We start from the raw sequence: 7,500 nt of genomic DNA on the forward strand, positions 1-7,500 counted from the left end.
GAAGAAGCGTGCGATTGGTTGTGCACGTCCAAGCAGTTAGGCTGATAAGTAGGCAAATCCGCTTATCGTAAAGGCTGAGCTGTGATGGGGAAGCTCCTTATGGAGCGAAGTCTTTGATTCCCCGCTGCCAAGAAAAGCTTCTAGCGAGATAAAAGGTGCCTGTACCGCAAACCGACACAGGTAGGCGAGGAGAGAATCCTAAGGTGTGCGAGAGAACTCTGGTTAAGGAACTCGGCAAAATGACCCCGTAACTTCGGGAGAAGGGGTGCTTTCTTAACGGAAAGCCGCAGTGAATAGGCCCAAGCGACTGTTTAGCAAAAACACAGCTCTCTGCGAAGCCGTAAGGCGAAGTATAGGGGGTGACACCTGCCCGGTGCTGGAAGGTTAAGGAGAGGGGTTAGCGTAAGCGAAGCTCTGAACTGAAGCCCCAGTAAACGGCGGCCGTAACTATAACGGTCCTAAGGTAGCGAAATTCCTTGTCGGGTAAGTTCCGACCCGCACGAAAGGTGTAACGATTTGGGCACTGTCTCAACCAGAGACTCGGTGAAATTATAGTACCTGTGAAGATGCAGGTTACCCGCGACAGGACGGAAAGACCCCGTGGAGCTTTACTGTAGCCTGATATTGAATTTTGGTACAGTTTGTACAGGATAGGCGGGAGCCATTGAAACCGGAGCGCTAGCTTCGGTGGAGGCGCTGGTGGGATACCGCCCTGACTGTATTGAAATTCTAACCTACGGGTCTTATCGACCCGGGAGACAGTGTCAGGTGGGCAGTTTGACTGGGGCGGTCGCCTCCTAAAGTGTAACGGAGGCGCCCAAAGGTTCCCTCAGAATGGTTGGAAATCATTCGTAGAGTGCAAAGGCATAAGGGAGCTTGACTGCGAGACCTACAAGTCGAGCAGGGACGAAAGTCGGGCTTAGTGATCCGGTGGTTCCGCATGGAAGGGCCATCGCTCAACGGATAAAAGCTACCCCGGGGATAACAGGCTTATCTCCCCCAAGAGTCCACATCGACGGGGAGGTTTGGCACCTCGATGTCGGCTCATCGCATCCTGGGGCTGTAGTCGGTCCCAAGGGTTGGGCTGTTCGCCCATTAAAGCGGTACGCGAGCTGGGTTCAGAACGTCGTGAGACAGTTCGGTCCCTATCCGTCGTGGGCGTAGGAAATTTGAGAGGAGCTGTCCTTAGTACGAGAGGACCGGGATGGACGCACCGCTGGTGTACCAGTTGTTCTGCCAAGGGCATAGCTGGGTAGCTATGTGCGGAAGGGATAAGTGCTGAAAGCATCTAAGCATGAAGCCCCCCTCAAGATGAGATTTCCCATAGCGTAAGCTAGTAAGATCCCTGAAAGATGATCAGGTTGATAGGTTCGAGGTGGAAGCATGGTGACATGTGGAGCTGACGAATACTAATAGATCGAGGACTTAACCATATAATATGTAGCAATGTTATCTAGTTTTGAAGGAATATGCCTTCAATAGTTTGGTGATGATGGCAGAGAGGTCACACCCGTTCCCATACCGAACACGGAAGTTAAGCTCTCTAGCGCCGATGGTAGTTGGGACCTTGTCCCTGTGAGAGTAGGACGTCGCCAAGCAACTTTAAGACGAGTCAGAATGACTCGTCTTTTTTGTATGCTTTCATACCTCTATCAATTGCATTTTTAACCCCTTCTAAATAAGAAAATCCATATTTTTTATCTGGCTCTAAGTAAGTTCCTTCCGCCCACTCGTTCCATGCGTTAATAAATAAAAACTCGCTGTTATAAAAAGAGTAAGTCCGATGAATTTGCTTGCTTAAATATATGGTGAACTTTTCAGGGGTAGAACCTACAAAGATGCTACTATTCGCGTTTTTACGTCGTGCAGTATTATCCCAATCAACAAAAGCACCAGGAAATGTTTTTTTCTTTGGGAGCGATCGTTGTAATATATACATCCATACTTTATCGTAGTCCCAAACATTTAATTGCATATCAGAATCATATATTACCTTATTTATGTCTGAAGAGCTACCATGGGCAATTGTATAGAAAGGTTCAAACTGAATGCTAGCATCAAATCCATTTATATTAGGTAGTGGAAAACTGTTTAATGTTTCAGCAAAGTATATACCTTTTAAACCATTTTCTCGCGCTAATGCATTCCAGTAATTAAGCATTTTTTCACAATCAGGAATATGTCCTGGACGATAAATAATGAATAAAGGTTTATCATCTATATAAATATATCTCTCATCTTGGAAAGCCTGTAATAAATAATCAAAGTGTTCCTTCCAATCAGATATATCTCCGTAGTCTTGAGGCATTAATATATGTTTATCGAGACCATCCCAAGATTTTGTCCATGGTTCATTTGCCCAAGAAAGACAAAAAGGGAAGTCAGGTTCCTTCATCTTTAATACCTCATTAAAGGGTGTTTCTAATAGTCTTTTTCCCTTAAACCAGTAATGATAATAACAAAAACCATATATCCCGTATGCTTTAGCGATTTTTGCTTGCCACTTTCTTACGGAGGGGGTAGTTAAGTCGTAATAAAAATCTTGATAAGGTTCCCTAGGTTGATAATGTCCTGAAAATAAAGGTCGTGCACTTTTAGTATTTGTCCATTCAGTAAATCCTTCCCCCCACCATCGATCATTTTCTTTTATTTGATGGAATTGTGGTAAGTAAAAAGCGATTATTTTCAAGTTATATCCCCCTTATATTATTCGTAGTTCAAGTAGTGGGAAGTTACTATTGATTTATTAAATCACTGAATTATATAGTATTTAGAAATTTTTTACATTTTTTTACTAATAAAAACATGTAAAAATTCAGCATCTAGCCCTAGTGATCTATCCTTTGGTAAATAAACAATTGTATACATATTTGCGTGTGTATAAATATATTCAATCATATCCTGCCCCCAATCGAACGTTACTAAAGATCCATTCTCATCAATAGGGTTTCCATGATAAATGGGCTCTTCAATATATTCAATCACCTCTTTATTCATTTTTGCTCTTTGCACAGTTTTTGTGAGTGTATGATACCAAGGGACAGTAAATACATGAGCACCGCCAGGTTTTAATACTCGTTCTATTTCTTTAAAGGCTTTGTTTGGCGTCATTACATGCTCAAAAACGTCTTGAGTAATGAATAAATCAAAAGATTCATTTTCAAAAGTCATGTCTTCTAAGTTCTCACATCTAATACCTTGAAAGTATTGGCCAAGAGGATAATTTTTAAAGTATTGAGAATAAGTATAGTTTTTACAGTTTTTTAATAGTAGCTGAGTCGTAATTCCTCCAGGAGAGGATTCATGAATATTATAGGAATCCCATTTTGGAAAAAATGTATGTAAAGCATGGATTAAAGCTCGCTGCCTTGGTATAGAGTTACATGTAGAACATAAATAATGATCTCTAAGCCAATCATTATGCTCTATAAATGTAGCTTTCTTTTCGCAAATAACGCAGTACCCATTATTGTGTTTCAAATTGATTTCCACACGATATCCCTCCTATGTTAATAAATGCAATCTATGTATGGAAAGTATGATACACGTCAACAATCGGCGAAATCAAAGGAAATGGGTGAAAGTTAGGTATCTCTTAAAATTACGATTAGGGAAAGAGAATAATTAACTCCCACTCGAATTAAAGTTTCACCTTATGCTATGCGATGTATCAGCTTTTATTCGTGGAAAAATGTATAGACTTAAAATATCCCTTTCGTGTATGGGTACATTTCAAAATCCTGTGCGTATATTTCTGTAACTAAATCCATAGTTTCTTTATCATAAAAGCTTTCGTATGTTGGAAATCGGGGAAAGCTTGGATCTGTAATGCTAAGTTCTGCATAGCTTCCTGCATAAATCATCTTGTGAGCGCGATGATGATCTGAATTTGTAAGAAGTGCTAAATTGGATTTTGTTAAATCGTACATGTGTTCTAGTTTAGTGATTTGTGTATTAAAATCTTCTAAAGGAATATAGCATTGAATGAAGTTTTCTTCACCAGGGACGTATTGTTGACTAAAATGTATATCTAATGGTAGGGAATTGGAACCGAATGCCTGAACGTAATATAAAAATTGTTTAAATGATATTCCTTGATTACTATATTTATCATTATAAAAATAATGACGGATGCTCTCCCATTGTGGGCTAGCATATGGATTGTCAGCAAGTAATAAAAATGAGCTGACAGCCCTTGTATAAGGATTTCGTACAAGTTTACAAACATTTTTTTTAGCCTCTAGAAGACTATTTTGTAAATGTTGAATGTAATTTGTACTGTTTTTATACACCCAGAACTCATAGTAATGAATAAAGTCATTGTATTTCTTTGCTTCAGTAAATAATCCAATTTGAAAAAAGAACCAATTAGCTAATGAGGTGCATCCGCTTCTATGACTCCAAAATAGTATAAGGGGAAAGTCTTTATGGTAATGCGGAATTCGATCTTTATGTAGGATTACATGATTTAAAAGTTCTTGATTTATATTTTTCATGAGTTTAGCGCTCCTTTTTTGAGAACTTTGTGTATGTAGAAGCTTTTTTATGGGTTAAACAAGTGAGGATTGTTTATTAAATATATTCATGGGGATGAGTAAATATTATGAGTGTTTTTGCAGTCAACCTGAATAAGGAAGCTATTCTAAAATGAAAATAGAAAATAAAGATAATGAAAATTTATAACAAACATACAATGATAAGAGGATGAATAATCAAACTGATCCAGTTTATTTGTGTATATTTTTAAGTTTGACGATAGGAAAAATTTATTACTAGAGAGATGATATTATGAGGAAGAATAATTATTTAATAGTAGGTGGAAATAGTTTCATTGGTATCAACCTCGCATTGGGTTTATTGAAACAAGGACAAAATGTAAAAGTATTTTCCAGACATATAAATAATTTTCCTCAAAATATTATAAGTGAAGTTGAATTTATTAAAGGTGATTTAGAAAATGTTAAGGATATATATAAGGCTTTAGTGAATATAGATATTATTATTTATTTAGCTGCGACGTCTAACGTAGCAACTTCAATTGAAGACGTTTTTGGCGATATTAATAGCAGTCTATTTTTTCTTAATTTCATGGAAAGTGTTAAAGAATTTCGTATTAAAAAAATTATATTAGCTTCTTCGGGAGGCACAGTTTATGGTGAACCTGAATATTTGCCTATTGATGAGAAACACCCATTAAGACCACTTTCCCCGTATGGAATAACAAAAGTTTCGCTGGAGAATTATTTGTATTTTTATAAGAAAAAATATGGAATAGATTATGTTGTATGTAGATATTCTAATCCGTATGGAAAATACCAAAACCCTTTAAAAAAAGTTGGGGCGATAAATTGTTTTTTGTACCAGCATCTCAGTAATGAAAGGATTCATATATATGGGAATCCAGAGGAGATTATTAGAGATTATATTTATATCGATGATTTAGTTGAAATTACTATACAACTAGCACAATTAAATCAATTGAAATCTTGCGTATACAACATAGGGAGTGGCAAAGGTCTTTCTTTAAAACGAATTATAGTGGAATTAGAGAAAATAACAGAAAGAAAAGTGGATTTTATCTGTTACAAACAAAAACAAGAGAACGTTCAAAAAATCATTTTAAATATTGATAAGGTAAAACAAGAATTGAATTGGGAACCTAAAATAGATTTTAAACATGGGATTAGATTAAATAAGCTATGGATTGAAGAGTTCTTATGTAGTAAAAAATAATAACCCACGCTCTACTTGTATATAAGCAGAGCGTGGGTTATTATTTTATTTCTTTTTCTATAACCCAAAGGTCTTGATGTTCCCACCAAAATCCTTCAGTATACTTTTTGATAATTGGGTTATGGGGTAATAATTTAATTTTGTCACACACGTAAGAGGGGCTAACTATCGTTTGTCCGTATTGATTCACATCTAAATCAAATTGTTCACTAGAAGAGAGAAACCAATAGCCCTTTTCATTTAAATTTGGAAACCCAAAGTATTTTTTGCTTTGATAGCCATGGGTTGTGAAAATGAATAAACCACCAGGTGAAACAGCGTTATACAATGTTTGTAGCCAACGAAACCAAGTTGTATCAGGCATATGAGAGAAAAAGGATAGACAAAAAACGATATCGTACGTAGAGGAGTCCAATTTTAACTGTTCAGGCTCAGGATGAGATAATATAGAAGAATTATTTAATTTGTTTTCAATAAAGGAAATGGCCTCTTCGTGTATATCGCAAGCGGTTATACTCAAATCCGTTTGTAGATTTAATAAATGACGTGTTACGCAGCCGTATCCGGATGCAAATTCTAACAATTGATTTGGATTGCCTGTAGGAGGATAAAGGGAAGTAATTAAGTTTAAGAGTATTTTTGCTGAGTTTTGCCCATCTTTAAAGTAGTAATCTATCGCTTCTTTTTTTGATGGGAAGACGGGATTAGTGACAATGAACTGAAAGATATGATCCTCAGGATGGATACTTGCATTTACATTATAGCTGTGTGCGATTTGAGAAATTAAATCTTTATGTTCCTCTATAAAGTCTTTCAAAGAGTATTCCTCCCTTGAGTAATAGTAGCAACTTAAAAGAGATATTGATGGCATAGAAAGCACATGTTTAAATTTTTAAGTATGCTTTAAGATACTTTCTATATGTATACATTTTCATTTTAGAAATGTCGTCGATAGTAAATCTTTCTTTAATGAAATTTTGCATTTGCACAACTTCATTGTAATGGGAGTATGAATCTTCTGTTCTCGTTACGCTATTTAAATGTCGTCTATGATAGTTTAAGGGGGCTGGATTGAAGTGAATATCTCCCTCTGTAAGAAGAGAAACATAGAAGAACCAGTCACCAGCTATTTTGAACTTCTCTAACTGTTTTTCTGTTTTCTTCATATCTATATTTTTAAAAACTACACTTGAAACATTAGGTATAGTATTTTTGATAAGTAACGTATCTTGTATTTCTTCGACTCCTTTTCGAAAATAGGGGGCTTTCCATTTTTCTTTATCGATATCATTTGTGTAATTTAAATAATGATTAGCCAATACATTTCCTTGTTCATCTATTTGTTTTGATTGTGTGTAACTTAAGGTAATATTGTTATTTATATAAAACCCCTGTATCACCTCTTGTAAAAATGTCTTATCGCATAAGTCATCGGCCTCTGCGATCCAAATATAATCACCAGTTGCTGCAGAGACTCCTTTTATCCATTGTTTAAATACAGAACCAGAGTTTTTATCATTAATAATCTGTTGAACCTTCAGGTGGGTCTTATTTTCTTTTGAGAGCAGCTTTTTAAAAGTTGATACGCTATGATCAGTGGAGGCATCGTCTAAGAAAATTAGTTCGTAAAGAGGGTAGGTTTGGTTTAATATTGATTCGATTCGATCAGGTAAGTATTTTTCATAATTATAGTTCGGTATGATTACACTTATCTTTTTGTAATTATGTTCGAGAAGATCTAGTAATTGATAAATGTAATTAAGAAAA

General features: G+C 36.2%; 6 protein-coding genes and 2 rRNA genes (2 of these 8 cut by a window edge). 3 read left to right on the top strand and 5 right to left on the bottom strand.

From position 1 onward, the window contains the following. Positions 1–1,433, top strand: a 23S ribosomal RNA gene (locus MHB52_RS01695) (it extends 1,490 nt beyond the left edge of the window). A 49-nt stretch (positions 1,434–1,482) separates the two neighbouring features. Continuing rightward, positions 1,483–1,598: ribosomal RNA gene (gene rrf, locus MHB52_RS01700) — 5S ribosomal RNA — on the top strand. A gap of 14 nt (positions 1,599–1,612) precedes the next feature. Here the strand turns inward: rrf and MHB52_RS01705 are convergent. The 3 genes from MHB52_RS01705 to MHB52_RS01715 form a co-directional block, all read right to left on the bottom strand. Beyond that, positions 1,613–2,689 carry a glycosyltransferase WbsX family protein gene (locus MHB52_RS01705; RefSeq protein ID WP_061663281.1) on the bottom strand — a complete coding sequence of 359 codons (1,077 nt, stop codon included), beginning with the start codon at positions 2,687–2,689 and terminating at the stop codon, positions 1,613–1,615. 92 nt (positions 2,690–2,781) lie between these two features. Continuing rightward, positions 2,782–3,492, bottom strand: coding sequence for a class I SAM-dependent methyltransferase (locus tag MHB52_RS01710; RefSeq protein WP_061663282.1), 711 nt, complete (start codon positions 3,490–3,492; stop codon positions 2,782–2,784). A 209-nt stretch (positions 3,493–3,701) separates the two neighbouring features. Then, on the bottom strand, positions 3,702–4,496 hold the full coding sequence (locus MHB52_RS01715; RefSeq protein WP_016119033.1) for a sulfotransferase family 2 domain-containing protein: 795 nt from the start codon (positions 4,494–4,496) through the stop codon (positions 3,702–3,704). A gap of 292 nt (positions 4,497–4,788) precedes the next feature. Between MHB52_RS01715 and MHB52_RS01720 the strand changes: the two genes are divergently transcribed. Beyond that, on the top strand, positions 4,789–5,733 hold the full coding sequence (locus MHB52_RS01720; RefSeq protein ID WP_001230831.1) for an NAD-dependent epimerase/dehydratase family protein: 945 nt from the start codon (positions 4,789–4,791) through the stop codon (positions 5,731–5,733). A gap of 40 nt (positions 5,734–5,773) precedes the next feature. On the opposite strand, the gene MHB52_RS01725 is transcribed toward MHB52_RS01720, so the two are convergent. Together MHB52_RS01725 and MHB52_RS01730 are read right to left on the bottom strand one after the other, a co-directional pair. Further along, positions 5,774–6,550, bottom strand: a complete 777-nt coding sequence (locus MHB52_RS01725) for a class I SAM-dependent methyltransferase (RefSeq protein ID WP_000651235.1) — start codon at positions 6,548–6,550, stop codon at positions 5,774–5,776. A 67-nt stretch (positions 6,551–6,617) separates the two neighbouring features. Further along, positions 6,618–7,500: the end of a glycosyltransferase gene (locus tag MHB52_RS01730; RefSeq protein WP_000558374.1), read on the bottom strand. Its footprint extends 1,049 nt past the window's final position; only the last 883 of its 1,932 coding nucleotides appear in the window; its start codon lies off the right edge, out of view; the stop codon is at positions 6,618–6,620.

Source organism: Bacillus sp. FSL K6-0073, from assembly GCF_038006085.1.
GTDB lineage: Bacteria > Bacillota > Bacilli > Bacillales > Bacillaceae_G > Bacillus_A > Bacillus_A cereus.